The organism is Rahnella sp. RcJ3, assembly GCF_009498575.1.
In the GTDB taxonomy this organism is placed as follows: domain Bacteria; phylum Pseudomonadota; class Gammaproteobacteria; order Enterobacterales; family Enterobacteriaceae; genus Rahnella; species Rahnella aceris.
The window spans coordinates 71059-95398 of sequence record NZ_QSNX01000012.1 but is presented as its reverse complement, the minus strand read 5'-3'; the positions used below and the strand labels follow the sequence as shown (position 1 = coordinate 95398).

Here is a 24340-nt window from a genome sequence, read left to right as displayed (position 1 = left end):
TGATATTCCCGCCTTACTTAAACTGTTTGAGGAAACGCAGATCGTTTTCGAAGAATGCACGCAGATCAGTCACGCCATAACGCAACATAGTCAGACGTTCCATCCCCATTCCGAAGGCAAAACCGGAATACACTTCAGGGTCGATGCCCACATTGCGCAGGACATTCGGATGCACCATGCCGCAACCCAGCACTTCCAGCCATTTGCCATTTTTGCCCATTACATCCACTTCTGCGGAAGGTTCTGTGAACGGGAAATAGGAAGGACGGAAACGGATCTGCAAATCAGCTTCAAAGAAGTTATTCAGGAAATCGTGCAGTGTGCCTTTCAGGTTGGAGAAGCTGATGTCTTTATCAACGATCAGGCCTTCCATCTGATGGAACATCGGGGTGTGAGTCTGATCGTAATCGTTACGATAGACGCGGCCCGGCGCGATAATACGAATTGGCGGCTGCTGGTCTTTCATGGTGCGGATCTGAACACCGGAAGTTTGCGTGCGCAGCAGGCGTTTGGCATCAAACCAGAAAGTATCGTGATCGGCACGTGCCGGGTGATGACCCGGAATGTTCAGGGCATCAAAGTTGTGATAGTCATCTTCGATTTCAGGGCCGGTTTCCACGGTAAAGCCTAATTCACCAAAGAAGGTTTCAATGCGGTCGATAGTACGGGTCACCGGGTGCAGACCACCGTTTTCGATGCGACGGCCAGGCAGGGAAACGTCAATCGTTTCCTCTGCCAGGCGGGCATTCAGTTCAGCGGACTCCAGCATATTTTTACGCGCGTTCAGGGCTTCCTGAACCTGCGCTTTCGCTTCATTGATGACCGCGCCCGCAGCCGGGCGTTCTTCCGCAGGTAATTCACGGAGGGTTGTCATCTGGAGTGTCAGGTGGCCTTTCTTACCCAGATATTCGACACGCACATTATCCAGCGCGGCGATATCCTGAGCACTCTCTACGGCTGCCTTGGCATTGGCAACCAGCTCTGCGAGATGTGGCATTGCTTTCCTCTTCTTCTGGCCAATATGGCCCGATGTAAAATAACCGTGATTAATCAGGGGCGCGATTTTGACCCTGAACCTTAGCGTATAAAGCACAGATACAAAAAAGCCTCCACGAGGGAGGCTTAGGCGCTACTTTTCGTTTCTTCTCTTACGCGCGAAAGCCTTCCAAAGTCAGGCGCTAAAGTAAAAAAAGAAACGGAAAATAGCAGCATTCATGCTTGCGTTACCTTGTCGGTTGTAAATCTTGTGCCGTAATTGAAACGAAACTGTGGGTATTAAACAACGAAACAGAATGTTTTTAAACACAAAATATAAAAGAGGGAGCAAGCTCCCTCTTTCACCTGACTTACGCCAGAGCTGCTTTCGCTTTTTCGACCAGTGCAGAGAATGCCACTTTGTCGAATACTGCGATGTCAGCCAAGATCTTACGGTCAATTTCAATAGAAGCTTTTTTCAAGCCGTTAATGAATTTGCTGTAAGACATGTCGTTCTGACGAGCTGCTGCGTTGATACGCGCGATCCACAGCTGACGGAACTGACGTTTCTTTTGACGACGGTCACGGTAAGCGTATTGACCAGCTTTGATAACAGCCTGGAATGCAACACGATATACGCGAGAACGGGCACCGTAGTAGCCTTTCGCCTGTTTTAAGATTTTCTTGTGACGTGCACGTGCAATCACACCACGTTTTACGCGAGCCATATGCTCTCCTGAGTTTTATATTCTAGATGAAAAAAAGTGTATTTATGCGTACGGCAGACATGCAGAGACCAGACCCAAATCGTTCTTGGATACCAGGCCTTTTGGACGCAAGTGACGTTTACGCTTAGTAGCTTTTTTGGTCAGAATATGACGCAGGTTTGCGTGCTTACGCTTAAAACCACCATTGGCGGTTTTTTTGAAGCGTTTAGCGGCGCCGCGTACTGTTTTGATCTTTGGCATTTTAAATTCCACTTCGCATTGTTATTAACATGAATCAGAAAGGCGAATCCAGAATACGCGGTGCGAACACCGCGTAGCAGGATTACTTGGAAGCCTTACTGTTTCTTCTTAGGTGCGAGCACCATGATCATCTGACGACCTTCGATCTTCGTAGGGAAGGATTCGACAACGGCCAGTTCAGAATCTTCACACAGGTCTTTACGGACGCGGTTAAGCACTTCCATACCGATCTGTTGGTGCGCCATTTCACGCCCACGGAAACGCAGGGTGATTTTGGCTTTATCGCCATCTTCCAGAAAGCGAATCAGGTTGCGTAGTTTGACCTGATAGTCGCCATCATCGGTACCAGGTCGGAATTTGATTTCCTTAACCTGAATAACTTTTTGTTTCTTTTTCTGCTCTTTGGTCGACTTGCTCTTCTCGTAGAGGAATTTGCCGTAATCCATGATTCGACAAACTGGCGGCTCGGCATTCGGACTGATTTCTACTAAATCGACGCCCGCTTCCTCAGCTTTTTCAAGAGCTTCATTCAGACTGACAATACCAATCTGCTCGCCATCGACGCCGGTGAGGCGAACTTCTTGCGCGCGAATCTCTTTGTTAATGCGATTAGGACGCGCCGGTTGAACTCGTTTTCCGCCTTTAATACTTTATTCCTCCAGTTGATGAAGACTTCTGCTGCGGATTTCCGCCAGCAGTTTGTCAACGACTTCGCTAACATCCATGCTTCCTAAGTCTTTGCCGCGGCGGGTACGAACAGCAACTTTGCCTGCTTCGACCTCTTTATCGCCACAAACTAACATATAAGGAACACGGCGTAGCGTGTGTTCGCGGATTTTAAAGCCAATCTTCTCATTTCTCAAGTCGGCTTTAACGCGAATGCCTGCATCTTGCAGTTTTTTAGTTAATTCTTCGACATAGGTAGCTTGTGAATCAGTGATATTCATAATCACTACCTGAACCGGAGCCATCCAGGTTGGGAAGAAGCCCGCGTATTCTTCAGTCAGAATACCAATGAAGCGTTCCATTGAACCCAGGATAGCACGGTGAATCATTACCGGAACCTGACGGTCGTTACTTTCGCCAATATAAGAGGCGTTCAAACGACCAGGTAATGAAAAGTCGAGCTGCACGGTACCACACTGCCACGCACGATCCAAACAATCATGCAAGGTAAATTCAATTTTTGGACCGTAGAACGCCCCTTCACCCGGCTGATATTCGAACGGAATGTCGTTTTCCGTCAGCGCAGCCGCCAGGTCATCCTCAGCACGAGTCCACATTTCGTCAGTACCAATGCGCTTCTCAGGACGGGTGGACAATTTCACCACGATTTTTTCGAAGCCAAACGTGCTGTACATGTCATACACCATGCGGATACAGCTGTTCACTTCATCACGCACCTGCTCTTCTGTACAGAAGATGTGAGCATCGTCCTGAGTGAAGCCACGAACACGCATCAGGCCATGTAATGCACCAGATGGCTCATTACGGTGGCAACTGCCAAACTCAGCCATACGCAATGGCAGATCACGGTAAGATTTCAGACCCTGATTGAAGATCTGAACGTGTCCCGGACAGTTCATTGGCTTGATGCAATATTCACGGTTTTCAGAAGAGGTCGTGAACATCGCTTCTTTGTAGTTTTCCCAGTGACCGGTTTTTTCCCACAGCACGCGGTCCATCATGAACGGACCTTTTACTTCCTGATAGTCATAAGACTTCAGTTTCATGCGTACAAAGGCTTCCAGCTCACGGAAAATGGTCCAGCCGTCGTTGTGCCAGAACACCATACCTGGTGCTTCTTCCTGCATATGGTACAGGTCAAGTTGCTTACCAATTTTACGGTGGTCACGTTTACCGGCTTCTTCCAGACGCTGAATGTAAGCATTCAGTTGCTTTTTATCCGCCCACGCAGTGCCGTAGATACGTTGCAACATTTTGTTATCGCTGTTGCCACGCCAGTAAGCACCGGAGGTTTTCTGCAGTTTGAAATGATGGCAGAAACGCATGTTCGGTACGTGCGGACCACGGCACATATCCACGTATTCTTCGTGGTGATACAGACCCGGATGGTCATCATGACTGATGTTTTCATCCAGAATCGCCACTTTGTATTCTTCGCCACGGCTTGCAAAGGTATCGCGCGCTTCCTGCCAGCTGACTTTCTTTTTAATGACGTCGTAATTCTTTTCAGCCAGTTCGTGCATGCGCTTTTCAAGCAGTTCGATATCTTCCTGAGTCAGCGTACGATCTAAATCGACGTCGTAATAGAAGCCATTATCGATAACCGGGCCGATTGCCATTTTGGTGTCTGGCCACAGTTGTTTAATGGCATGACCCAAAAGGTGCGCACAGGAGTGGCGCAAAATTTCAAGACCGGCTTCGTCTTTAGCGGTGATGATCGCCAGTTGCGCGTCAACCTCAATCAGGTCGGTTGCATCAACCAGTTCGCCGTTAACACGACCAGCGATACAGGCTTTCGCCAGGCCAGGGCCGATATCAAGGGCAACATCAAGGGGAGAAACGGGGCGATCAAAAACGCGCTGGCTTCCATCAGGAAGAGTAATGACAGGCATGCTAATTCCTTAATCTACAGTGGTGCCCCACACGACAGAGCACATCTAGAAAAATATTTGAGTTTAAATTCACGTAGTTATTCACGCTATTTAGCTTTACCTTGCCAAATATAGGCACCCTGAATACATCACGTAATTATATCGGGATGCGACGCGAAAACAGTCCATAAGTTTAGCATTCGTAAAGTGCGAATTTCCAGCAACCTGTGTTGCTAAACGCGGATATTTTTCGTGTAATCCCCCCTGACACGTTAAGGTAACCAGAGCAGCATTTAAAAAAGGGAAGGATATGACAGAAGTCAGGCAGTTATTTGAAGTACTGGGATTGGGCCTGATGGTACTGCTTCCGCTGGCAAATCCACTGACGACCGTGGCTTTGATGCTCGGTCTTTCCGGGAATATGACCACACAGGAAAGAAACCAGCAGTCGCTGATGGCCTCGGTCTATGTCTTTATCATCATGATGGTGGCGTATTACGCGGGACAGTTGGTGATGAATACGTTCGGGATTTCCATTCCCGGCCTGCGTATTGCGGGGGGACTTATCGTCACCTTTATCGGTTTCAGAATGCTTTTCCCACAGCCACACGTGGAAGAAAGGATCCTTATCGAGAACAAAACGGCGGAAATGAAAAAACAGGATTCGCCAAATATCGCTTTTGTTCCTCTGGCGATGCCAAGTACCGCCGGGCCGGGCACCATTGCCATGATCATCAGCAGTGCTTCAACGGTGAAATCATCTGATTTCCCGCACTGGATTATTACCGTTGCTCCGGTGATGATTTTCTTTTTAGTGGGTTTGATTTTGTGGATATCTCTGCGCAGTTCGGGGGCGATTATGCGTCTGGTCGGGAAAAGCGGGATTGAGGCTATTTCACGTCTGATGGGATTCTTGCTGGTGTGTATGGGCGTTCAGTTCGTTATCAACGGGGTTCTTGAGATTATTAAAACCTTCCCGCCAGCAGCCTGAGCCGCTGGCGGAAACATCAATGCTTACCGCATCGCGAGGTAGGCATTGTTCACTTTCCACAGATAGCGTGGCGCTTGTGGCGCCGGGTGTTTTTTCTGCACATGGGCAGAAAACTCAGCAGGCGTCATCAGATTGATTTTCGCAATCGCATACGTCTTATCTTTGTCGAACGTTCTCAACAACGCCCCTGCTCCGTTCACATATGCCAGTGTGGTGGCGTAACGACGAGTTTCAGGGTTATTAATACCCGCAAGCTGCTGTTGTAAAATACTTAAATAAGCCGTACCCAGGTCAATGTTCACCGCCGGATCTTTTAAATCACGCGGCGTGGGCTGACCGTAACGTCCTTTCATCCGGTAGGCATCGCGTCCTGCCGTTGAGGCCTTTAGCTGCATTAACCCAATCGCATTCGATTTGCTGACAACGGTTGGGTTATATCCAGATTCGACCTGAATGATTGCTTTAACAAGTGTTTCGTCGACGCCATAGGTATTTGCCGCCTGGTGAATAACATCACCATAAGGCCCTGGATGCATTAATGAAGTATCGCGCTGAGGTGGCGGCGATGGATTCAAAAAACGCGTCGTCTGAACCGGTGTTTCTTTAGCGCAACCCGCCAGCAATAGCGCGGCCATCAAATAAAGAATGTTTGGTTTCACGTTATCTCTCTCGCGACTGGGACGAGATGTAGCATATACATCTTCTTCCAACACCTGAATATATTTTTCGTCTATTATTATTATTGTTTTGTTAAACAAAGGGGTTAGAGGGATGTCGATAAGACAATTCCGTTTATAAAACCCGTTTCATGTCACATATTCCTAAATTAATCTGTCCGCTGATGATACGTTCTATTTAGACATCTGAGAAATTGCATAAATTGACATCATCATCTGATTCAGCCGTGCGCCGGATCGGGTTTTCGAAGCTGAAAAAACGCTAACTTAATGAATTATCTGGCCAGTCAGAAGGGGTCATACCATGTGGCAAGCCGTCAATCGTTTGTTGAGTGAACACTTAGGCAATGCTGAAATCCGCGAACGTGTTGAGCTTCCGGGAGGCGAAATCCACCCGGCATGGCGGCTGAGCTACGGCGACAGAAACGTGTTTGTGAAATGCAATGCACGCGAAATGTTGCCTATCTTTGCCGCTGAAGCCGATCAGTTGGCCTTACTTGCGCGCAGCCAGACCGTCAGGGTGCCGGAAGTTTATGGTGTAGGTAGCGACCGTGATTACAGTTTCCTCTTGCTCGAATACATCCCGCAAAAACCTCTGGATGCACATAATGCCTATGTTTTAGGCCAACAACTTGCCGCATTGCATCAGTGGAGTGAACAACTGCAATTCGGTCTGGATTTCGATAATGAACTGGCGACAGTTCCGCAACCCAACAGCTGGCAACGGCGCTGGGCTAACTTCTTTGCCGAGCAGCGCATTGGCTGGCAGCTGCAACTGGCTGCTGAAAAAGGGATGATATTTGGTAATATCGAAGATATCACCGCCATGGTTCATGCCCGCTTGCAGAATCATCAGCCGCAACCTTCACTTTTACACGGCGATTTATGGCCGCATAACTGTGGCTTATCTGATGATGGTCCGGTGATTTTTGACCCGGCCTGTTACTGGGGAGATCGGGAATGCGATTTGGCGATGCTGCCGTTATATCCGAATGTTCCGCCGCAATTATATGACGGTTATCAGAGTATAACGCCACTCCCTGACGACTTCATTTCGAGGCAACCGATCTACCAGTTATATTACCTGCTTAACCGCAGTAATTTATTCGGTGGTCAGCATCTTGTGGTGGCGCAACGCGCCATAGAAAGGCTGTTACACGAAGATATCAGTTAGCGGGATAAATATTTCAGCTCTGAACAAATAAGACCTGAAAACGTTAATATTCAGGCCTTATTTTTCATTTTCACAGAAACCCGTTATAAATATGTCGTCAAATTATCAGGCCATTAATCCTAATAATTTCAAAATGAAGTAGCCGATGACAGCGATGATAATTGGCAAAATATACAACGGAAAATACTGCACCAAAATCGTGTGTCGCGGTATCACGATACGCTCTTCAATTTGCGGACGTGTCCGGCCTTCAGCACCTTTCGCCTGTTCCAGAATAAGCTGATCCTGGATCCCTTCGCGAATGTGTTTTACCTGACGGGACATTCTCGCGCCGGAAGCCTGAAGTGCCAGCCCCACAAAAATCAGCCAGTAGATAATGAAGAACATGATGTTCGCGCTGGTGAAACCCTGCCCTAAAGCTGGCACCGGTGAGTTGTACCAAAAGACATTGAGAAACGAGGTATTGAACTTCACCATATCCACCATCACGTGGATGAAATCCAGCATGACCGCGTTGATGCCCTGCTCAGTCTTAGTGTGCTCGTTGATGAAATTCAGCAAAGAAATCAGCGTAGAAAGCAGCGCAGGGATAAAAATGATCCATCCCGCAATTCGTTTAATTACTGCCACACGTCCGGCTTGTTGGTACGTCATGAATTCCCCTTGTTAGGATACCTAAAGCAACGGCTAAGTTTACCCACAGAAAGCCTGCTCCGCCCAATGTTTTAATCAGTTAGCGTAACGCTGTACCGGGAACGTCCATCCTGTTCATTTTCACATCAGATTTCACCTGCATTCCCACCGATGTTAAAGTGGGTTTCTATTTATTGTGAGGGAGTCCGCTTTCATGGCTTATGTCCGCCCTGTTAATGCAGCAATTTTCGATATGGATGGTCTGTTAATTGATTCTGAACGGTTATGGACTCAGGCTGAGCTGGACGTTTTCAGTCGCCTGGGCGTTGATATTTCCCAGCGCCATTTGCTGCCGGATACGCTAGGTTTGCGTATCGATCAGGTGGTCAGGATGTGGTATCAGGCGCTTCCGTGGCAGGGTCCGGGTCAGGAAGAAGTGTCCTCAATGATTATTGCCCGCACGATTGAACTGGTAGAACAAACCCGGCCGTTGCTGCCTGGCGTGAATCATGCCCTTGAGCTTTGCCGTGATCAGGGGCTGAAGATTGGTCTCGCGTCGGCATCACCGCTGTTTATGCTCGATACCGTGCTGGAAATGTTTAATTTACACTCCTTCTTTAAGGTTCGTGTTTCAGCGGAAAAGCTGCCTTACAGCAAACCGCATCCTGAGGTCTATCTGCTGGCTGCCGGAGAATTACAGGTTGATCCGCTCAACTGTGTGACGCTGGAAGATTCCTTTAATGGCATGATCGCCACCAAAGCCGCGCGTATGCGCTCGGTGGTGGTGCCGGACCATGAATACAGTGTGGATCCACGCTGGGCGCTTGCCGATGTCAAACTTTCTTCCCTCGAAGAATTGCGTGTGGCACACATCAGCTAAAATTTATGCGCAGCCGCTCATGCCGCTGCGCACCTTCTCTGCTTTCTCTCCTTTCCATATACCTTCTCTACGCATTTCTCCTGCCACAATTTTTGAAGCTTCGTTTAATTTCGTAAATCTTGAACTGACTCATAAAATAAATAAAACGTTATTTCATTTTTATTGAATTCGCATGCCAATGAACCTATGATTCCTGCAACAAGGACGAGCCGGGAGCTCTCCTGCTTCTGTACGCTGTCACTGCCACGCAACGGTCAGACTAGCCCGGTAAGTCCTCCTTGATATCGTCATTCATGAGAGGCACCGACATGCAAGTTCGTCAAAGTATCCACAGCGACCACGCGAAAACGCTTGATACCGCTGAATTACGCCGTGAATTCCTCATTGAGAAAATCTTTGAGAAAAATGCCTATACCATGACTTACAGCCACATCGACCGCATCATTGTCGGCGGCGTCATGCCCGCTGAAAAAACGGTATCCGTGGGTGATGAAGTCGGTAAACAGCTTGGTGTGAGCTATTTTCTTGAACGTCGCGAACTCGGCGTGATTAATATCGGCGGCTCGGGTCTGATCGTGGTTGACGGTACAACCTATGAAATCGGTCATGAAGAAGCGTTGTATGTCGGCAAAGGGGCAAAGCGGGTCGAGTTCAGCAGCGTTGATGCCTCCAGACCGGCCAAGTTCTACTACAACAGTGCGCCGGCACACACGACTTTCCCGAACAAAAAAATCACACTGGCGGAAGCCTCTCCGCAGACCATCGGCGATGCAGCTACCAGCAACCGCCGCACCATCAATAAATTCATCGTGCCCGACGTTCTGGAAACCTGTCAGCTGACCATGGGGCTGACCAAACTGGAAGAGGGGAGCCTGTGGAATACCATGCCTTGCCACACCCATGAACGTCGTATGGAAGTGTATTTCTACTTCAATATGGAAGCGGAAACTGCCGTGTTCCATATGATGGGGCAACCACAGGAAACCCGTCATTTATTAGTGCACAACGAGCAGGCTGTCATCTCTCCTAGTTGGTCAATTCACGCCGGGGTGGGTACCAAAAACTATACCTTCATCTGGGGTATGGTCGGTGAGAACCAGGTATTCGATGACATGGATCACGTCAAAGTCAGCGAACTGCGCTAACTCCCCCTTGCTCTGCCTTCACCGGCAGAGCAACTCATTTTTTATGGCGAACGCGCCGTTGCAAAAGAGACTCTGAATATGATCCTCCGTTCATTTGAATTAAGCGGCAAAGTCGCAATCGTCACCGGTTGCAATACCGGGCTGGGACAAGGCATGGCGCTGGGTCTCGCGCAGGCGGGATGCGATATTGTGGGCATTAACGTTTCCGCCCCTGAAGAAACTGAAAAAAAAGTCACCATGTTAGGCCGCCGTTTTCTCGATCTGAGGGCTGATCTGAGCACCATCACAGACATTCCTGAGCTGATCGAGAAAGCAGTCGGGGAATTTGGTCATATCGATATTCTGATCAATAACGCCGGGATTATCCGCCGTGAAGATGCCATCGAATTCAGCGAGAAAAACTGGGATGATGTGATGAATGTGAACAGCAAAACGCTGTTCTTTATGTCTCAGGCCGTGGCGAAGCAGTTCATCAAACAGGGTAACGGTGGCAAAATTATAAATATTGCCTCTATGCTCTCGTATCAGGGGGGGATCAGGGTGCCTTCCTATACCGCGTCAAAAAGCGCAGTAATGGGTCTGACCCGACTGATGGCCAATGAATGGGCGAAGCATAACGTCAATGTGAATGCGATTGCGCCGGGGTATATGGCGACTAACAATACGGAACAGTTGCGCGCCGATGAAGAACGCAGCAAAGAAATCCTCGACAGAATCCCCGCCGGACGCTGGGGTCTGCCGGAAGATGTCATGGGGCCGGTAGTCTTTCTGGCATCGAAAGCCTCTGATTACGTTAATGGTTACACCATTGCCGTCGATGGTGGTTGGCTCGCGCGTTAAGGGCAGCATAAGTGACACCAGAAAGGCGTATTCTTATACGCTTTTTTGTTTTTTATCAGTCCGTTGACAATTAGTTACAGGGCATCTCTTCCAAGATTGTGACAGTTTCACTTATACTGGATAAAATAACAGTTATCCAGTTCGGACGCGTCATGACGGCGGAAGGCCATCTCATTTTCTCAATTGCCTGTGCAGTATTTGCTAAGAAGGCCCAGCTTTCTCCCGAACTGGCGCATGGTGACTGGTGGCACATCATTCCAGGGTCTTTGCTTACCTGTCTGCTGCCCGATATTGATCACCCCAAATCGGTGCTGGGCCAGCGTCTCAAATGGTTGTCGGCCCCCATCGCCCGGGCTTTTGGTCACCGTGGATTCACTCACAGTTTGCTGGCGGTGGCTGGAGGGATTTTCCTGCTACGCACTCATTTCCCTCACGACTGGGTGATCCCCGCTGATGCTTTCCACGCCATGATTATCGGTTACCTGAGCCATATCCTGGCAGATATGCTGACGCCTGCAGGAGTGCCGCTGCTCTGGCCTTGTCGATGGCGTTTCCGGCTACCGCTGATTAACAGCCAGAAAGGTAATCAACTCGAGCGCACGCTCTGCCTTATGCTGGTCGGCCTGACGCTTTTCTGGCCAGACTGGACGCCCATCATTGGTGCAATAAATCCTGACTTTTTTAATCACATCCTGAAATTATTCATCTGAATAGCATGAAATATTGCCGATATGATGAAAATTAGTACAAATACCAACAAAAAGTTATAATGAATTCCTTTTGGATATAAATACTCAGACCCTCAAACTGATATTCTGCCCCCCAATGCTTTGGGATGGTGCAGTCCTTTTCCGGAAACACCCGTTTCATTTATCAAAATTATAAGTTTGGAGTCTGGTATGAATCTTCCGCTCGTTCTTAACGTAGTGGTTTTCGTTGCCCTGCTTTTGCTGCTGGCACAAACCCGCCACAAGCAATGGAGCCTGGCAAAAAAAGTTTTACTGGGTCTGGCTATGGGTGTCGTATTTGGCCTGGCTTTACAGCTGATCTACGGTTCCGATGATCCGGTACTAAAAACCTCAATTACCTGGTTCAATATTGTCGGTAACGGCTACGTCCAGTTGCTGCAAATGATCGTCATGCCGCTGGTTTTCGTCTCTATTCTGAGCGCGGTAGCGAAACTGCATAACGCGTCATCGCTGGGGAAAATCAGCTTCCTGACCATCGGTACCCTGCTGTTCACCACACTGATCGCTTCTCTGGTGGGTATCTTCGTGACGGGCCTGTTCGGCCTCACCGCTGACGGCCTGGTACAGGGTACGCAGGAAACGGCGCGACTGACGGCAATTCAGTCTAACTATGTCGGCAAAGTGGCTGACCTGAGCGTGCCTCAGTTGATCCTTTCCTTTATACCTAAGAACCCGTTTGCTGATCTGACAGGCGCAAGTCCGACATCAATCATCAGCGTCGTGATCTTCGCCGCCTTCGTTGGTGTAGCCGCCCTGCAACTGGTGAAAGATGATGCAGAAAAAGGTCCGCGCATTCTGGCCTTTATCGATACCCTGCAGGCATGGGTGATGAAGCTGGTGCGTCTGGTCATGAAACTGACCCCGTACGGGGTACTGGCTCTGATGACCAAAGTGGTCGCCGGTTCGAACATTCAGGACATCATTAAACTCGGCAGCTTTGTGGTCGCGTCTTACCTGGGTCTTGGCATTATGTTTGTTGTTCACGCGATACTGCTGTCGTTCACCGGTGTTAATCCGGCGAAATTCTTCCGTAAAGTCTGGCCGGTGCTGACTTTTGCCTTCACCAGCCGTTCAAGTGCCGCGACCATCCCGCTGAGCGTTGAAGCGCAAACACGCCGTCTGGGTATTCCTGAATCTATCGCCAGCTTTGCGGCATCGTTCGGGGCAACGATTGGTCAGAACGGCTGTGCAGGTCTGTATCCAACCATGTTGGCCGTCATGGTTGCGCCAACCGTCGGCATCGACCCGTTTGATCCGGTATGGATTGCAACATTAGTGGGTATTGTTACCCTGAGCTCTGCCGGTGTTGCCGGTGTGGGTGGTGGTGCGACATTTGCAGCCCTGATCGTGTTGCCAGCCATGGGCCTGCCGGTTACGCTGGTTGCCCTGCTGATTTCTGTTGAGCCGCTGATTGATATGGGCCGTACCGCACTGAATGTCAGCGGTTCAATGACGGCAGGCACTATCACAAGTCAGTTGCTGAAACAGACAGATAAAGCGGTGATGGATGCTGAAGAAACGGCTGAGCTGGCTCACCGTTAATTTCAGATTGCTGCAAACAAAAAACCGAAGCCAGTGGCTTCGGTTTTTTTATGTCTGAAATTCCGCAATCACTCAGAACGCGATTATTCAGAACGGATAGTCGTGAAAACCGATTTGCTCTGAAATATTCCGCGCGGCAGTATGCAGCATTTCTACGTAATGACTTTTGCTTTCTTCGGAGAAACGAATCGTCGGGAAAGAAATACTCAAACCAGCAATCACCACGCCAAAGCGGTCGAATACCGGAACTGCGATACAACGAAGCCCTTGTTCCTGCTCTTCATTGTCTTCGCCGAAACCCTGCGCACGAACCTGATCCAGCGCAGTCTGCAAATCGGCAGCATTCATGATGGTATTTTCAGTACTGCGGGTAAATTCAATTTCCTGCAACAGCGCGCTGACTTCTGCTTTATCGCCCCACGCCAGCAGCACTTTACCGATTGCGGTGGTGTGCAGCGGATTGCGGCGACCAATACGCGAATGCATGCGCAGGTTGTACATCGAATCAATTTTATGGATGTAGACAATCCCGTCTTCATCCAGTGCACCGAGGTGGATCGTTTCGCGGGTCAGACGGGACAATTCGCGCATCTGAATATCAGCGCTGCGGATCAGATCGACGTTTTGCAACGCTTTGGCACCCAGTTCAAACAACTTGAGCGTCAGGGAATATTTCTCTGATTCTCCTTCCTGCGCGACATAACCCAGGGATTTCATGGTCTGAAGAAAACGGTAGACCGTACTTTTAGACATCATTACGCGCTGAGAAAGTTCAGTAATGCCAATCTCACGCTCTTCCCCCAACGCCTGTAAAATGCCAAAAACTTTCAGGACTGAGGAGACGGAATCGGGTTGCTTATCAAGATCTGCGATAGCCATAGGGTGTATTACCTGCTCGCGTTGAGTTTGTTTCAAAAAAAATAGAACGTGGTTTTTATTATACTGGCAAGCATCGCTGAGAAGCAATCAACCCATTGATCAAGAATGTAAGAACTGTTAAGCCAGTTTCATTCCCGACAGAGAGATAAAAAATTCATTACATCATGTGACAATTGTCACTTTACGTTAATTAGCGTAGTAATATTCCCCTCCCTGATGACTACGCACTGACAGAACTCATGACTTCTACACCTGCTGACGGATTACCCATTCCACAACGATATGGTGCCATTCTGGCCATTGCGCTGGGTATTACCGTTTCTGTACTGGATGGCGCTATCGCTAATGTCGCACTGCCCACCATCGCTAATGATTTCCATGCCAGCCCGGCAACCTCTATCTGGGTGGTTAACGCCTATCAGCTGGCGATCACGATTTCTCTGCTTTCTCTGGCGTCACTGGGCGACATATTTGGCTACCGCCGCATTTACCAGACGGGTTTGCTGGTATTTAGTATCACCTCGCTCTTTTGCGCCTTGTCGGATTCACTGATGACACTGACTGTCGCCCGTGTGTTACAAGGTTTCGGTGCGGCAGCGATCATGAGTGTAAATACCGCGCTGATACGTATTATTTATCCGCAGCGTTTCTTAGGACGTGGCGTCGGTATTAATGCACTTATCGTTGCCGTCTCGGCAGCGGCCGGACCCACCATTGCCGCCGGTATTCTGTCGGTGGCCTCCTGGCAATGGCTGTTTGCCATCAACGTTCCGATTGGTATTGTGGCTCTGATACTCGGTCTGAAGTTTTTACCGGCGAACTCGACGCGAAGTCAGGGTCAGCGTTTTGATATCATCAGCAGCGTGATGAATGCCCTGACCTTTGGCCTGCTGATCAGCGCCATCAGTGGATTTGCGCAAGGTCAGAGCCCTATGTTGATCCTGAGCGAAGTCATTGCCCTCCTGATCATCGGCTGGTTCTTCGTACGCCGTCAGCTTTCCCAGCCTTTCCCGCTGCTGCCGATCGATTTATTGCGCATTCCTATTTTCAGTATGTCTCTGGGTACTTCGCTGTGTTCTTTCAGCGCCCAGATGCTGGCTTTTGTTTCACTGCCCTTCTTCCTGCAAAACACTCTCGGTCTGAATTCCGTGGAAACAGGCCTTCTGCTCACGCCGTGGCCGCTGGCGACGATGGTGATGGCGCCGATCGCCGGCCGTCTGGTTGAGCGCTTCCATCCGGGAATGCTGGGCGGGATTGGTCTGATCGTGTTCTCATTCGGGCTCTTTTCCCTGTCATTACTGCCATCAGAGCCTTCGCATCTGAACATTATCTGGCGCATGTTGCTGTGTGGTGCCGGCTTTGGGTTATTCCAGTCGCCGAATAATCACACAATCATCAGTTCAGCCCCGCGAAACCGTAGTGGCGGCGCGAGCGGACTGCTGGGCACTGCGCGTCTTTTGGGTCAGACAACCGGCGCGGCGATGGTTGCTCTGATGTTTAACCTGTTCCCGCAGCATGGCACTCACGCATCACTGATCCTTGCAGGAATGCTGGCCGGAACCGGCGCGCTGGTCAGTTTACTGAGGATGACGCAGAAAACCAGCAGCCAGAAGGAATCGGAAAACCTGAAATCCTGATATGAAAAAGCCCGGCAGAGTAGCCGGGCTTTTTGTTCAGCATTGCTTGAAATAAATTACTTGATGTATGCACCACTGCGCAGCGCTTCGATACGCTTGTCGAGTGGCGGGTGGGACATAAACAGCTCGCTGAATGACTTCGATTTACCGTTGATGCAAAACGCCATCATGCTCCCCGCTTCCTGCGGTTCATGACTGGTTTTAAGGCGCTGCAACGCAGCAATCATTTTTTCACGGCCCACCAGTTTTGCAGAACCGGCATCCGCATGGAATTCACGGTGACGTGAGAACCACATCGTGATGATGCTGGCCAAAATACCGAAGACCAGTTCAAGCACGGTCGCCACGGCAAAATAAATCAGCGGATTGCCGTTACTGCTCTCTTCGCCATCACGGTTGCCGGAAAGGAAGCCCGAGGCCACCTGCGCAATAATACGTGAAATGAAGATCACGAAGGTATTCACGATCCCCTGAATCAGCGTCATGGTTACCATATCGCCGTTCGCAATGTGGCTGATTTCATGGGCGATAACCGCCTCGGCTTCGTCCTGACTCATGCTTTGCAGCAATCCGGTGCTCACCGCCACCAGAGAGGCATCGCGACGTGCGCCCGTGGCGAAGGCGTTAATATCGGGTGCGTGATAAATCGCGACCTGTGGCATCGCAATGCCCGCCTGCTGAGACTGGCGACGCACGGTGTCCATCAACCAGCGCTCAGTTTCGTTACGCGGCTGCTCAATGACTTCCCCCCCCACTGAGCGTAACGCCATCCATTTCGACATCAGTAATGAGACAATTGCGCCACCGAAGCCAAATAGCCCGGCCATGATCATCAGCCCCGGCACGCTGCTGTGCTGAATGCCGGTCAGGCTAAGTACCAGCCCGAATACCAGCATAACGGCCAGGTTAGTCAGCAGGAACAACGCTATACGCATCATAAAATTTCACTTCCTCATTGTTACTTCATTGTTATTAGCGAGTCATACCACCGGCACATAGCATGCCGGGCTGTACTGATCCTATGGGCTTCTTATCAGGATTCAAGACTCCATGCGTTCTGAAGGCCTGAATTCACAATACTTTACATTTTGAAGCGTTTGCTTTTACAGACAGGGCTGAAATACCGATGTTATTCAGAAAAACACCGCATAAAAAAAGCGCACCGGAGTGCGCTTTTAGTCAGTCTGTCACAAGAATTATTTTGCCGGGGCCTGATCAACCTGAGACTTTTCCAGCTTACCGAGATCGACAGCAATATGGTCGGCTTCATCAAGGTAAGGATCCGGAGCAACATAATCTTTCGGCAGATCGTCGAGAGATTTCAGCGGCTTCTTGCCTTCACGCTTGAAGCGTTCATTCAGGCGATTAAGACGCAGTGCATCATCCTCTTTATCTTCTTTATCACGCTGGGCGTAATTCAGAGAGGCAATGTTACGTTTGTCTTTCAGCGCCTTGTAACGCGCGATATCTTGCTGGATGTACTGGAACTCAGGATTTTGCGCAATACGGGCTTCATGCATTTTCAGCAATTCAGGCAGGAACGGTTTCATGTCGCCTAATTTGGTGTAGGTTGCCGCATTAATACTATCCCACGGAAGTGCGTTATCTTCGAACTTCTCGCCGGTTTCAATCGATTCAATACCGGTTGGCATCAGGATATCCGGGGTAACCCCTTTACGCTGAGTACTGCCGCCATTGATGCGATAGAACTTCTGGATAGTGTATTGCACAGAACCGAGCGCAGGCCATTCAGGGCGCAGCATCTGGTCGTAAATACGGTTCAGTGAACGATACTGCTGAACCGTACCTTTACCGAAGGTCGGCTCACCGACAATCAACGCACGGCCATAATCCTGCATAGCGGCGGCGAAGATTTCTGATGCCGAAGCACTGAAGCGGTCAACCAGAACCACCAGCGGGCCTTTGTAGTAAACGACGCCATCAGTATCACTGTCCTGACGGATGCGACCATTATTATCGCGTACCTGAACCACCGGACCACTTGGGATAAACAGACCGGACAGCGAAACCGCTTCCGTCAGCGCCCCCCCTCCGTTGGTGCGCAGATCGATAACCAGGCTGTTAACGTTCTGCTTAGCCATTTTCTGCAACTGCACTTTGACGTCATCTGTCAGGCCAACATAGAAGCCAGGAATGTCCATCACAGCGACTTTTTGAGCGCCAACATTTTTGATGGTCATTTTGACGGCGCGATCTTCGAGACGAATCTTCTCGCGGGTCAGCGTAATCACATGGTTCTTGGCATTTTTACCCGCTGGCAAGATCTGCAAACGGACTTTGCTGCCTTTTGGCCCTTTGATTAACGCAACCACATCGTCGAGACGCCATCCGATCACATCAACGATCGGAGTCTGTTTTCCTGCCTGAACCTGACCGACACCCACAATACGGTCACCCACTGCAATGGCTTTACTTTTGGCCGCCGGGCCGCCAGCAACCATCGAATTGATGACTGTATAATCGTCGTCACCTTGCAAGACCGCACCAATACCTTCCAGAGACAGGCTCATTTCAGTATTAAATTGTTCAGTGCTGCGAGGCGATAAATAGTTGGTGTGCGGATCAATTTCGTGCGCGAAGGCATTCATGACCAGTTGGAAGACATCTTCGCTGTTGCTTTGCGTCAGACGCTTCATCGCAAAATGATAACGCTTAGACAATACATCGCGAATTTCCTGATCGTTCTTGCCGGTCAGTTTGAGGTTCAGCTCGTCATATTTGACTTTCGCATCCCACAATTTGTCCAGCTCAGCGCGGTCTTTCGGCCACGGTGATTTACTGCGATCAAGTTCAATGGTGTCGTTGCCCGTAAAATCCATCGGGCGCTCAAGCACTTTTAACGCATAGTCATAACGTTCAAAGCGGCGTTTCTGAGCCAGATTGAATAAGGCATAGGGGGTAGTTAACTGACCGGATTTCAGTTCCTCACCCAAGGTGGCACGTTTATCAGTAAATTGTGCGACATCGGAAGCCATTAATACGTTATGGCCATAATCGAGCATGTTGAGGTAACGGTCGAAGATTTTCGCTGAGAAATCTGCATTAAGGTCGAACTGACGATAATGTGAACGGGTAAAACGAGCAGTCACACGCTCGCTCACCGTTGCATCCTGCGGATCCTGCGTTAAATTAGGAAGTTGAGCGAGAGTCACCGGTGTACTCTCGTTCGCAGCAAAGCTGGTGTTCACCAGCCCGGCTCCTGCCATTAACAGACCCGCAATAACGCTTAATCTGACAAATTTGTTCATGCCTGAGTTGGCCTCCGTATCAGAACTGCAAATGTTCTGCGCGTACAATCATCGCCAGACCCGAAGAGAGTTGAACGCGAACACCGTCTTTGGCAATTTCCAATACGGTTGCATCCATCGCACTCTGACCTGCTCTGACTTTGATTTCCTGGCCAATTTGCAGTTTTGAAATGTCTGTTACTGGCACATGACGCGGTTCACGTTTTTCCTCACGCGGTGGGCGAGGTGTACGGGGTTTGCGATTTTCCTGGCCAGCCACAGCTGCGGGCGCATTTTCACGACGCGGCGCAGGTTTTTTAGCGGCCGGACGTGGACGACGTGGCTCAGCGGTTTCACCGGCTTCACGACGTTTAGCCTGTTGTTCCGCACGTTGTGCCTGAACACGGGCTTTCGCTTCTTCCAACTGTTTACGGGCATGTTCTACGTGCTGTTCTTCAAGAACGCCACATGAATTACCATCAAGATCAACACGTTCTGCACCGACTTTAACGCCGTACAGATAACGCCAGCTTGAGGTATACAGGCGCAGAGCAGAGCGTAACTGAGTTTTGCTCAGATTCTCTTCACCTTGCACGCGCGCGACCAAATCCGCAAAGATACCGATCTTTAATGGGCGTGCTTCGCCTTCGGCGGTAAAACAGAGCGGGAACCGCTCAGCCAAAAAGGCGATGACTTCTTTACTACTGTTCAACTTAGGTTGATTTTCCATGAAATTTCCTGATTACAACGGGTTTGCCAACCGGCGCAGGCATGAACAGGCGTCATTATAATGACGCCATTATTAAATGCCACGTTATCCGACGATCAACTTACGATCAGATTGACATATTTTTCAGCATCGCAGCTTTCGAGATGCTGGCAAAGCCCGCTGACTAACTCTGTCAGCCCCAGTTCATCCGCTTCATCGAAGCGTTGATAAACGGTGCTATCAATGTCTAATACGCCGATCACTGTGCCATTAACGGCCACTGGCAGAACAATTTCGGCATTACTTGCTGCATCACAGGCGATATGCCCGGGGAAGGCATGAACATCGCCCACACGCTGTACAGCATTTTCCGCTACTGCGGTACCGCAGACGCCTTTTCCTACCGGAATACGCACGCAGGCAATTTTACCCTGGAATGGCCCCAGCACGAGTGTTGTGCCGTCCAGCAGATAAAAACCTACCCAGTTGACGCCATCAAGACGTTCAAAAAGTAAGGCACTTGCGTTCGACAGAGTAGCAATAAAATTGTTTTCTCCGGCGATCAACGCGTTCAAATCACGTTTTAATTCCGTGTAGAATGCTTCTTTATTCATGTAGTAACCAATAATGACCTAAGGGCACTGAGCCGTTCTGTTGTGCTTAACCCCTATAAAATAAGCATTAAATGCCCATGTGAACAAGGTTAATCCTGTGTGACATCAAAAAGACTCGCCTACAATAACTGTTTGCCGACCGCATAATACGTTATTTTGTCAAAAAAACCTGGCTGATCTTGGCCTGATGGCCTCGTCTGCCCCCCAACGGGGATGCGTAATTGTAACAACAGGTATTCTTTACTATTCCAGGTACTATGAAAATAAACACAATATCAGTCCAGTTACCGCATGTTCGCTACCAGCGGTGCCATGAATGCGATTACCTTTTCTCGCTTCCGGCGCTGAAACGGACGCAAACTGCACATTGCCCGCGCTGTAACGCCAAAGTGGAAAAAGGCAAAGTTTGCTCCCTTCCCCGGCTGATCACTATGGCCATCAGCATTTTGCTGCTGATGCCTTTCGCTTATACCGAACCACTGATCAGCATCCGTCTGCTTGGCACGCGTATTGACGCCAGCCTGCTTGAAGGCATCTGGCAGATGTCGCGTCAGGGCGATCCGGTCACGGCAAGTATGGTCGCGTTTTGCACCATCGGTGCGCCGCTGACACTCGCTGTTTCAATTCTTTATCTGCATTTTGGCAGCAAGCTGGGGATGAATCTCAAACCTGTATTGCTGATGCTTGACCGCCTGAAAGACTGGGTGATGTTGGATATTTATCTGATTGGCATGGCGGTCGCCAGCATCAAGGTCAAAGAATATGCGGATATCAATGCCGGAGTTGCACTGGCCGCGTATCTGATGATGACTGTGATGGTCACAATGACGATGATTAATCTTAATATTGAGCAGCTGTGGGAGGAGTTTTATCCGCAGCGCAGGCCAAAGGGCGTACCGTCTTCACTGCGTTTGTGCATCGCCTGTAAATTTACCGGATTACCGGATGAACGCGGGCGCTGTCCACGCTGTCATGTTCCCATGCAACAACGCTACAAACACAGTCTGCAAAAAACCTGGGCGGCGTTGATTGCGGCCATGATGTTTTTAATCCCGGCCAATTTGCTGCCGATTTCCATCATTTACGCCAACGGGCAGCAACTGAAGGACACTATTTTCTCCGGTGTCGTTTCGCTTGCCACTTCAGGGAATATCCCGATTGCCGCAATTGTGTTTATTGCCAGCGTACTGGTGCCTTTTACTAAAGTGATTGTGATGCTGACACTGTTACTCAGCATCCATTTTAAAGCGATTCAGGGACTGAAAACGCGCATCCGTTTACTGCGACTGGTCACCTGGATAGGACGCTGGTCGATGCTGGATTTGTTTGTTATTTCATTAATGATGTCGCTGGTAAACCGTGACCAGCTTTTGTCTTTTACTATGGGTCCGGCCGCCTTTTACTTTGGCTCTGCCGTAATTCTGACCATTCTTGCCGTTGAATGGCTTGATAGCCGCTTGATTTGGGATGCACATGCAACAGGAAACGCCGAATACACCGACTGAAGCACGGATAAAACACAGGCGCCGGATTTCGCCTTTCTGGCTTCTGCCGTTTATTGCTTTACTGATCGCCGGATGGCTGATTTACAGCAACTATCAGGAGCGTGGAAATACTGTCACGATCGATTTCCAGTCAGCAGCGGGTATCGTTGCGGGCCGTACTCCTGTGCGTTATCAGGGGGTTGAGGTTGGGACAGTAGAGTCCATCAGTCTGACCAAAGATCTGCGTACCATTCAGGTAAAAGTCAGTATCAAAAGCGATTTGTCTGACGCCCTGCGCGAAGGCACACAGTTCTGGCTGGTGACGCCAAAAGCCTCACTGGCCGGGGTTTCCGGCCTTGATGCGCTGGTGGGCGGTAACTACATCGGCATGATGCCCGGCCCCGGCAAAGAGAAAGATCATTTCGTCGCGCTCGATACCCAGCCTAAATTCCGCCTGAATACCGGTGAGCTGATGATTCACCTGCATTCAAAAGATCTGGGCTCACTGAGCACCGGCTCCCTGGTGTATTACCGCAAAATCCCTATCGGGAAAGTTTACGATTACGACATTGAAAGTGGTAATGACGGCGTCACGATTGATTTGCTGATCGACAAGCGTTTTGCCGGTCTGGTGAAAGACAACACGCGCTTCTGGAACGTATCCGGTTTTAAAGGCGACTTCAGCCTGAGTGGCGCGAAAGTGCAAATGGAAAGTCTGGCCGCGCTGGTTAACGGAGCCATTTCAATGGATTCGCCAAATGATGGTAATCCGGCCAAAGCAGACCAGTCTTACGTGCTGTATCCGGATCTGGCGCAGAGCCAGCGTGGGGTTGAAATCAATCTCGATTTGCCGAACGGCAACGGCTTGTCAGAAGGACAGACACCGCTGATGTATCAGGGGTTGCAGGTCGGTACCCTGACCAAAGTCACTTTGCAACCCGACAATAAAGTTACCGGTAAACTCACTGTCGACCCTTCGGTAATCGACATGATGCGTACCGGGACGCGTATCGAAATGAACAGCCCGAAAATTAGTTTGAACAACGCTAACATCAGTCAGTTACTGACGGGTAATACGCTGGAACTGATCCCGGGCGATGGGGAAGCGCAAAAGCATTTCGTGGTGCTTGACAGTAACCAGCGCCTGCTTCAGAACCCCGGTACCGTCAAGATTCAGCTGATTGCGCCGCAAAGCTATGGAATTGATGCGGGGCAGCCGATCAAGCTTTACGGTATCAACGTCGGCTCGGTGATTGACCGCACGCTGACTGATGAAGGCATCCTGTTTAATGCCGCGATCAAGCCGGAATATAAAAATCTGCTGCACAAAGACAGCAAGTTTGTGGTCAACAGCCGCGTGGATGTGAAGCTGGGCATTGATGGCATGGAAGTGTTGGGTGCCAGCGCACAGGAATGGGTCGATGGGGGTATCCGCCTCATTCCTGGCAGTAAAGGTGAACCCGTTCAGAAATACCCGCTTTACAGCAACGCGGAAAAAGCCGCTGAAGGTATTCAGGGAGATCAGCCAGGTGCCACACTGACATTGACGGCGAAAACCCTGCCAGATATTCAGGCCGGATCAGTGGTGCTTTACCGTAAATTCCAGGTTGGGCAGATTGTGAATGTTCGCCCGAAAGCGAACGAGTTTGAAGTGGATGTGTATATTCAGCCGCAATACCGCAATCTTCTGTCTGAGAAAAGCATTTTCTGGGCTGAAGGTGGTGCCAAAGTGCAACTCAATGGCAGCGGTCTGACCGTTCAGGCCTCGCCGCTGGATCGTGCGCTGAAAGGCGCCATCAGCTTTGATAATCTTGAAGGTGTCTCCACCAGTAAAGGCGTGAAACGGGTTCTGTATGATTCAGAAACCGCGGCCCGCGCTGTCGGCAGCCAGATAACGCTGAACACTTATGATGCCAGTAAGCTTTCTGCTGGCATGCCAATACGCTATCTGGGCATCACAATTGGTCAGGTCGAATCACTGAAGCTCGATCCGCAGCTCAATCAGGTTTCGGCCAAAGCCGTGTTATATCCGGAATTTGTGAACGACTTCGCCCGTCGCGGTTCGCGCTTCTCGATTGTTTCTCCGGAAATTTCAGCCGGTGGTGTCAGTAATCTGGAAACCCTGCTCCAGCCTTATATCAACGTTGAAGCAGGCAAAGGCGTTCCGGCGCGTAATTTCGACCTGCAGGAATCTACCATTACCGATTCCCGCTACACCGACGGTCTTGGCATTGTTGTTGACGCAGCAGAAGTCGGTTCATTGCAAATCGGCACGCCAGTGTTGTTCCGTGGCATTGAAGTAGGTACGGTCTCGGGCTTCTACCTTGGTGCGATGGCCGACCGGGTAAACGTGACGTTGAGGATCAGTAAGAAATACCAGTATCTGGTGCGCGAAAACTCGGTGTTTTGGCTGGCATCCGGTTATGACCTTCAATTCGGTCTGACCGGCGGCGTGTTCAAAAGCGGCACATTCCAGCAGTTTATCCGTGGCGGTATCGCTTTTGCGACCCCACCGACAACGCCGCTGGCGCCGAAAGCCAGCAATGGCAACCATTTCCTGCTCAATCCGGAAGCGCCAAAAGACTGGCAGAAATGGGGAACGGCAATCCCCAAAAATTAACCAATATGATTTTCATC

General features: G+C 49.9%; 23 protein-coding genes and 1 other annotated feature. Of the genes, 10 read left to right on the top strand and 13 right to left on the bottom strand.

Translation table 11 applies throughout. The features are described 5' to 3' along the window. Positions 1-13: 13 nt before the first annotated feature. From pheS to thrS, 6 genes are all read right to left on the bottom strand, one after another. Positions 14-997: a phenylalanine--tRNA ligase subunit alpha gene (gene pheS / locus DXU84_RS16650; protein WP_013576133.1), complete on the bottom strand. Its 984-nt coding sequence runs from the start codon at positions 995-997 to the stop codon at positions 14-16. 99 nt (positions 998-1096) lie between these two features. Continuing rightward, positions 1097-1221, bottom strand: a sequence feature (Phe leader region). Further along, on the bottom strand, positions 1172-1216 hold the full coding sequence (pheM, locus tag DXU84_RS25025) for a pheST operon leader peptide PheM (RefSeq protein WP_106120997.1): 45 nt from the start codon (positions 1214-1216) through the stop codon (positions 1172-1174). (Overlaps the previous feature by 45 nt.) 125 nt (positions 1222-1346) lie before the next feature. Further along, entirely contained in the window at positions 1347-1703 is a 357-nt protein-coding gene (gene rplT, locus DXU84_RS16640) for a 50S ribosomal protein L20 (protein ID WP_013576134.1), read from the bottom strand. Between the two features lie 42 nt (positions 1704-1745). Continuing rightward, complete coding sequence (gene rpmI / locus DXU84_RS16635; protein ID WP_013576135.1) at positions 1746-1943, bottom strand: 50S ribosomal protein L35; 198 nt, start codon at positions 1941-1943, stop codon at positions 1746-1748. Positions 1944-2038: 95 nt separating this feature from the next. Then, a complete protein-coding gene (infC, locus tag DXU84_RS16630) occupies positions 2039-2590 on the bottom strand; it encodes a translation initiation factor IF-3 (RefSeq protein WP_013576136.1) in 552 nt (183 codons plus the stop codon). Between the two features lie 3 nt (positions 2591-2593). Further along, a complete protein-coding gene (gene thrS, locus DXU84_RS16625) occupies positions 2594-4522 on the bottom strand; it encodes a threonine--tRNA ligase (protein ID WP_013576137.1) in 1929 nt (642 codons plus the stop codon). Between the two features lie 289 nt (positions 4523-4811). Between thrS and DXU84_RS16620 the strand changes: the two genes are divergently transcribed. Further along, positions 4812-5492 carry a MarC family NAAT transporter gene (locus DXU84_RS16620; protein ID WP_013576138.1) on the top strand — a complete coding sequence of 227 codons (681 nt, stop codon included), beginning with the start codon at positions 4812-4814 and terminating at the stop codon, positions 5490-5492. A 23-nt stretch (positions 5493-5515) separates the two neighbouring features. Here the strand turns inward: DXU84_RS16620 and DXU84_RS16615 are convergent, their stop codons facing one another. Continuing rightward, entirely contained in the window at positions 5516-6151 is a 636-nt protein-coding gene (locus DXU84_RS16615) for a transglycosylase SLT domain-containing protein (RefSeq protein WP_013576139.1), read from the bottom strand. A gap of 322 nt (positions 6152-6473) precedes the next feature. On the opposite strand from DXU84_RS16615, the gene DXU84_RS16610 reads away from it, so the two are divergent. Then, positions 6474-7343 (top strand): fructosamine kinase family protein, encoded by an 870-nt coding sequence (locus DXU84_RS16610; protein ID WP_013576140.1) that lies wholly within the window; start codon positions 6474-6476, stop codon positions 7341-7343. Between the two features lie 105 nt (positions 7344-7448). On the opposite strand, the gene DXU84_RS16605 is transcribed toward DXU84_RS16610, so the two are convergent. After that, positions 7449-7997, bottom strand: a complete 549-nt coding sequence (locus DXU84_RS16605) for a YniB family protein (RefSeq protein ID WP_013576141.1) — start codon at positions 7995-7997, stop codon at positions 7449-7451. 193 nt (positions 7998-8190) lie between these two features. On the opposite strand from DXU84_RS16605, the gene hxpB reads away from it, so the two are divergent. From hxpB to DXU84_RS16580, 5 genes are all read left to right on the top strand, one after another. Further along, positions 8191-8856: a hexitol phosphatase HxpB gene (gene hxpB / locus DXU84_RS16600; protein WP_013576142.1), complete on the top strand. Its 666-nt coding sequence runs from the start codon at positions 8191-8193 to the stop codon at positions 8854-8856. A 308-nt stretch (positions 8857-9164) separates the two neighbouring features. Next, entirely contained in the window at positions 9165-10001 is an 837-nt protein-coding gene (kduI, locus tag DXU84_RS16595; RefSeq protein WP_153376253.1) for a 5-dehydro-4-deoxy-D-glucuronate isomerase, read from the top strand. Between the two features lie 78 nt (positions 10002-10079). Then, positions 10080-10841 (top strand): 2-dehydro-3-deoxy-D-gluconate 5-dehydrogenase KduD, encoded by a 762-nt coding sequence (kduD, locus tag DXU84_RS16590; protein WP_153376251.1) that lies wholly within the window; start codon positions 10080-10082, stop codon positions 10839-10841. Between the two features lie 152 nt (positions 10842-10993). Beyond that, the gene (locus tag DXU84_RS16585) at positions 10994-11551 is read left to right on the top strand and encodes a metal-dependent hydrolase (RefSeq protein WP_013576145.1); all 558 of its coding nucleotides are present in this window, start codon (positions 10994-10996) and stop codon (positions 11549-11551) included. A 189-nt stretch (positions 11552-11740) separates the two neighbouring features. Next, positions 11741-13132 (top strand): L-cystine transporter, encoded by a 1392-nt coding sequence (locus DXU84_RS16580; RefSeq protein WP_037035298.1) that lies wholly within the window; start codon positions 11741-11743, stop codon positions 13130-13132. A gap of 87 nt (positions 13133-13219) precedes the next feature. Here the strand turns inward: DXU84_RS16580 and kdgR are convergent, their stop codons facing one another. Further along, entirely contained in the window at positions 13220-14011 is a 792-nt protein-coding gene (gene kdgR, locus DXU84_RS16575; RefSeq protein ID WP_013576147.1) for a DNA-binding transcriptional regulator KdgR, read from the bottom strand. Between the two features lie 239 nt (positions 14012-14250). Here kdgR and DXU84_RS16570 point away from each other — a divergent pair, with 239 nt between their 5' ends. Further along, complete coding sequence (locus DXU84_RS16570; protein ID WP_013576148.1) at positions 14251-15648, top strand: MFS transporter; 1398 nt, start codon at positions 14251-14253, stop codon at positions 15646-15648. Between the two features lie 56 nt (positions 15649-15704). Here DXU84_RS16570 and htpX read toward each other — a convergent pair whose 3' ends face one another. The 4 genes from htpX to DXU84_RS16550 all read right to left on the bottom strand — a co-directional run bounded on the left by htpX (position 15705) and on the right by DXU84_RS16550 (position 20219). Next, positions 15705-16586 carry a protease HtpX gene (htpX, locus tag DXU84_RS16565; protein ID WP_013576149.1) on the bottom strand — a complete coding sequence of 294 codons (882 nt, stop codon included), beginning with the start codon at positions 16584-16586 and terminating at the stop codon, positions 15705-15707. A gap of 258 nt (positions 16587-16844) precedes the next feature. Next, a complete protein-coding gene (prc, locus tag DXU84_RS16560; RefSeq protein ID WP_013576150.1) occupies positions 16845-18917 on the bottom strand; it encodes a carboxy terminal-processing peptidase in 2073 nt (690 codons plus the stop codon). A gap of 19 nt (positions 18918-18936) precedes the next feature. Next, the gene (proQ, locus tag DXU84_RS16555) at positions 18937-19626 is read right to left on the bottom strand and encodes an RNA chaperone ProQ (protein WP_013576151.1); all 690 of its coding nucleotides are present in this window, start codon (positions 19624-19626) and stop codon (positions 18937-18939) included. 95 nt (positions 19627-19721) lie between these two features. Beyond that, entirely contained in the window at positions 19722-20219 is a 498-nt protein-coding gene (locus tag DXU84_RS16550; RefSeq protein ID WP_013576152.1) for a GAF domain-containing protein, read from the bottom strand. A gap of 257 nt (positions 20220-20476) precedes the next feature. Between DXU84_RS16550 and yebS the strand changes: the two genes are divergently transcribed. Both yebS and DXU84_RS16540 read left to right on the top strand, forming a co-directional pair. Continuing rightward, entirely contained in the window at positions 20477-21724 is a 1248-nt protein-coding gene (yebS, locus tag DXU84_RS16545) for a membrane integrity lipid transport subunit YebS (RefSeq protein WP_153376250.1), read from the top strand. After that, the gene (locus DXU84_RS16540; RefSeq protein WP_013576154.1) at positions 21693-24323 is read left to right on the top strand and encodes a PqiB family protein; all 2631 of its coding nucleotides are present in this window, start codon (positions 21693-21695) and stop codon (positions 24321-24323) included. The genes yebS and DXU84_RS16540 overlap by 32 nt, the downstream gene beginning before the upstream one ends. The last annotated feature ends 17 nt before the right edge of the window (positions 24324-24340 follow it).

Bases quoted from the DNA above. Each gene is read 5' to 3' on its own strand.
- kduI (WP_153376253.1), top strand. From the start codon at position 9,165: ATGCAAGTTCGTCAAAGTATCCACAGCGACCACGCGAAAACGCTTGAT.
- prc (WP_013576150.1), bottom strand. From the start codon at position 18,917: ATGAACAAATTTGTCAGATTAAGCGTTATTGCGGGTCTGTTAATGGCA.
- pheS (WP_013576133.1), bottom strand. From the start codon at position 997: ATGCCACATCTCGCAGAGCTGGTTGCCAATGCCAAGGCAGCCGTAGAG.
- DXU84_RS16605 (WP_013576141.1), bottom strand. From the start codon at position 7,997: ATGACGTACCAACAAGCCGGACGTGTGGCAGTAATTAAACGAATTGCG.
- DXU84_RS16570 (WP_013576148.1), top strand. From the start codon at position 14,251: ATGACTTCTACACCTGCTGACGGATTACCCATTCCACAACGATATGGT.
- DXU84_RS16585 (WP_013576145.1), top strand. From the start codon at position 10,994: ATGACGGCGGAAGGCCATCTCATTTTCTCAATTGCCTGTGCAGTATTT.
- hxpB (WP_013576142.1), top strand. From the start codon at position 8,191: ATGGCTTATGTCCGCCCTGTTAATGCAGCAATTTTCGATATGGATGGT.
- thrS (WP_013576137.1), bottom strand. From the start codon at position 4,522: ATGCCTGTCATTACTCTTCCTGATGGAAGCCAGCGCGTTTTTGATCGC.
- proQ (WP_013576151.1), bottom strand. From the start codon at position 19,626: ATGGAAAATCAACCTAAGTTGAACAGTAGTAAAGAAGTCATCGCCTTT.
- DXU84_RS16580 (WP_037035298.1), top strand. From the start codon at position 11,741: ATGAATCTTCCGCTCGTTCTTAACGTAGTGGTTTTCGTTGCCCTGCTT.
- DXU84_RS16620 (WP_013576138.1), top strand. From the start codon at position 4,812: ATGACAGAAGTCAGGCAGTTATTTGAAGTACTGGGATTGGGCCTGATG.
- rplT (WP_013576134.1), bottom strand. From the start codon at position 1,703: ATGGCTCGCGTAAAACGTGGTGTGATTGCACGTGCACGTCACAAGAAA.
- DXU84_RS16540 (WP_013576154.1), top strand. From the start codon at position 21,693: ATGCAACAGGAAACGCCGAATACACCGACTGAAGCACGGATAAAACAC.
- kduD (WP_153376251.1), top strand. From the start codon at position 10,080: ATGATCCTCCGTTCATTTGAATTAAGCGGCAAAGTCGCAATCGTCACC.
- rpmI (WP_013576135.1), bottom strand. From the start codon at position 1,943: ATGCCAAAGATCAAAACAGTACGCGGCGCCGCTAAACGCTTCAAAAAA.
- DXU84_RS16550 (WP_013576152.1), bottom strand. From the start codon at position 20,219: ATGAATAAAGAAGCATTCTACACGGAATTAAAACGTGATTTGAACGCG.
- DXU84_RS16610 (WP_013576140.1), top strand. From the start codon at position 6,474: ATGTGGCAAGCCGTCAATCGTTTGTTGAGTGAACACTTAGGCAATGCT.
- kdgR (WP_013576147.1), bottom strand. From the start codon at position 14,011: ATGGCTATCGCAGATCTTGATAAGCAACCCGATTCCGTCTCCTCAGTC.
- htpX (WP_013576149.1), bottom strand. From the start codon at position 16,586: ATGATGCGTATAGCGTTGTTCCTGCTGACTAACCTGGCCGTTATGCTG.
- yebS (WP_153376250.1), top strand. From the start codon at position 20,477: ATGAAAATAAACACAATATCAGTCCAGTTACCGCATGTTCGCTACCAG.